Here is a 2,418-nt window from a genome sequence, read left to right on the forward strand (position 1 = left end):
GGCCGGTCATGGTGCCGCCGCATTGCCGGGCCATGCCCGCATGGCCCCACGGACCAGCAGCCCGGCAGTGGCCGGGAGGAGATCGAGGATGAGACGCGCGCCCATCGCCTGCCTGGCCCTGCTGGCCTTGGCCAGCGGCCTGTCGGCCTGCACCAACCCGTACGATCCCGGCCAGCGCGCCCTGGGCGGCGCGGCGCTCGGCGCCGGCACGGGCGCCGCGATCGGGGCCATCGCGGGCGGCGGCCGGGGTGCCGCGATCGGTGCCCTGACCGGCGGCGCGATCGGCGCGGTCGGCGGTGCCGCGACCACGCCCACCCCGCCGCCCGCCTACTACGGCGCGCCGCCGCCCTACTACCCGCCGCCGCCGCCGAGCTACTACCCGGCGCCCGGCTACTCCGGATACTACGGGAAGTAGCACGGGCCCGCGGTCGGCGCGGCCGCGGCCCGGGCGGACCTCCGGGGTTCGCGCACGGGCAGGATGGCCGGGCAGGCTTGCCCGTCCCGCCGCCGGAATCCGCCGCGGGGCAGGCCGGGCGGGCCTGCCCGCCGCAGGCACATTCGCGGCGCGGGCCGTGATCGGGCATGATCCCGGTCCGGCCGTGCCGGCGCGAGCCCTCCATGCCGACCACCCGACGCCAGCTCGTCCACCGCGTCGCCGAGGCCGGCGGCCTGGCCGCCGCCCAGGCGGTGCTGGCCGCCCTCGCCCCCGCCCCGCCCGCCGCGGCGCAGCCGGCTCCCGAGGTGCCCCCCGCCTTGCCCGCCTCCGGCGGCGGGCGCGTGCTGGTTCTCGGTGCCGGCATCGCCGGGCTGGTCGCGGCGCACCGGCTGCGCGAGGCCGGCTTCGACGTCGCCGTGCTGGAGGCGCGCGACCGCCCCGGCGGCCGCTGCCGCACCTGGCGCGCCGGCGACACGGTCGAGGAGGACGACGGCACCGTCCAGCGCGTCGTCTGGCCCGCCGCCCCGCACCTCTACGCCAATCCCGGCCCGGCCCGGATCCCGCACCACCACCGCGCGCTGCTCGGCTGGTGCCGCCGCCTCGGCGTGGCGCTGGAGCCGCTGGTCAACGAGAACCGCGCCGCGCTGCTGCAGGCCGACGCGGCCTTCGGCGGCGCCCCGCAGACGCTGCGCCGGGTGCGCGCCGATCTGCGCGGCGTGGTGGCGGAGCTGGCGGCGAAGGCGCTGGACCGGCAGGCGCTGGACGCGCCCGTCTCGCCCGCCGACCTCGAAGCCCTGCGCGACCTGCTGCGCACGTTCGGCGCGCTGGACCGCGACCTGCGCTGGTCCGGCAGCGCCCGCGCCGGCTGGGCCGTGCCGCCCGGCGCCGGCGACGCGCCCGGCGCGCGGCTGCCGCCGCTGGACCTCGCCGCGCTGCTGCGCTCGCGCTTCTGGTACGGCTCGGAATTCGCCGAGGGGATCGACTACGCCGCCACCATGCTGCAGCCCGTGGGCGGGATGGACGCGATCGCCACCGCCCTGGCCCGGCCGCTCGGCGACGCCGTCACCTACGGGGCCGAGGTGCTGCGCCTGCGCCGCGACGGGCCCCCGGGAGCCGGCGGTGCCCGGGCCGAATGGCGCGACCGCGCCGGCGCCGTCCACGCCGCCCGCGCCGACCACCTGCTCGTCACCCTGCCCGCGCCGGTGCTGGCGCGGCTCGACGCCGACTTCGATCCCGCCCGGCGCGAGGCCCTGGCGGCGGTGGAGTACGCCCCGGCCGCCAAGCTCGCCTTCCACGCCGCCCGCCGCTTCTGGGAGGAGGACCACGCCATCTACGGCGGCATCTCCTGGACCGGGCGCGACGCGACGCAGCTCTGGTATCCCTCGCACGGCTTCGGCGCGCCGGGTGGCATCCTGATCGGCGCCTACATCTGGGGCGGTCCGCCCGCCGGGCGCTTCGCCGCCCGCTCCCCCGCCGAACGCGCCGCCGCCGTGGCGGCGGATGGCGAGCGCCTGCACCCGGGCTACGGCGGCGCGGTGTCGCTGCCCGTCTCCATCCCCTGGGGACGCGTCCCGCACGCGCTCGGCGCCTGGGCGGAGTACACCGGGGCACAGCGGCGCGACCTCTATCCGCTGCTCTGTGCCGCCGAGCCGCCCTACCACTTCGCCGGCGAGCACCTGAGCTGGCTGCCCGGCTGGCAGGAGGGCGCGGTGCTTTCGGCCGAGGCCGCCGCCGCCGCGATCGGCGCCGAGGCACGGGCACGGCGCGGATAGAGCGGATCGCTGGCGGGCGGCTACGCCCGGCGGCGTGAAGCCGCTCGGAAAACAATGGGATGGGGCGGCACGCAGTCCCGACTGGTTCGCGTTCCGCTCCACGGCGAACCGCAGTCCGGTTGGGACTGCGGTTCGCCGTAGCTCGTTGTTCTCGGCGCGGGTTCACGCCGCCGGGCGTGTCCGCCCGCCGGCGATCCGCTCTGGCGCCGG

General features: G+C 78.9%; 2 protein-coding genes. Both read left to right on the forward strand.

Annotated elements, in window-relative coordinates:
- Positions 1-88: 88 nt before the first annotated feature.
- Positions 89-415, forward strand: coding sequence for a cell envelope biogenesis protein OmpA (locus M0638_RS23275; RefSeq protein WP_248669352.1), 327 nt, complete (start codon positions 89-91; stop codon positions 413-415).
- A 203-nt stretch (positions 416-618) separates the two neighbouring features.
- The gene (locus tag M0638_RS23285) at positions 619-2,208 is read left to right on the forward strand and encodes a flavin monoamine oxidase family protein (protein ID WP_282572244.1); all 1,590 of its coding nucleotides are present in this window, start codon (positions 619-621) and stop codon (positions 2,206-2,208) included.
- Positions 2,209-2,418 lie beyond the last annotated feature (210 nt).

Origin of the sequence: Roseomonas acroporae, assembly GCF_023223525.1 — a bacterium.
GTDB lineage: Bacteria > Pseudomonadota > Alphaproteobacteria > Acetobacterales > Acetobacteraceae > Roseomonas_E > Roseomonas_E acroporae.